Source organism: Desemzia sp. FAM 23988, from assembly GCF_045528365.1.
Taxonomy (GTDB): Bacteria; Bacillota; Bacilli; order Lactobacillales; family Carnobacteriaceae; genus Desemzia.
The window spans coordinates 1-254 of sequence record NZ_JBGQQS010000101.1 but is presented as its reverse complement, the minus strand read 5'-3'; the positions used below and the strand labels follow the sequence as shown (position 1 = coordinate 254).

The window sequence follows — 254 nt, the reverse complement described above, 5'->3', positions numbered from 1 at the left end:
AGACAACTAGGATGTTGGCTCAGAAGCAGCCATCATTTAAAGAGTGCGTAATAGCTCACTAGTCGAGTGACCCTGCGCCGAAAATTTACCGGGGCTAAACATAACACCGAAACTGTGGATAGAACCATTAGGTTCTATGGTAGGAGAGCGTTCTAAGGGCGTTGAAGCTAGATCGTGAGGACTAGTGGAGCGCTTAGAAGTGAGAATGCCGGTATGAGTAGCGAAAGACGGGTGAGAATCCCGTCCACCGAATG

The 254-nt window shown here is 48.8% G+C and carries 1 rRNA gene; it reads left to right on the top strand.

The window, feature by feature from the left end:
* A 23S ribosomal RNA gene (locus ACEN4L_RS13620) occupies positions 1-254 on the top strand; the annotation flags it as partial.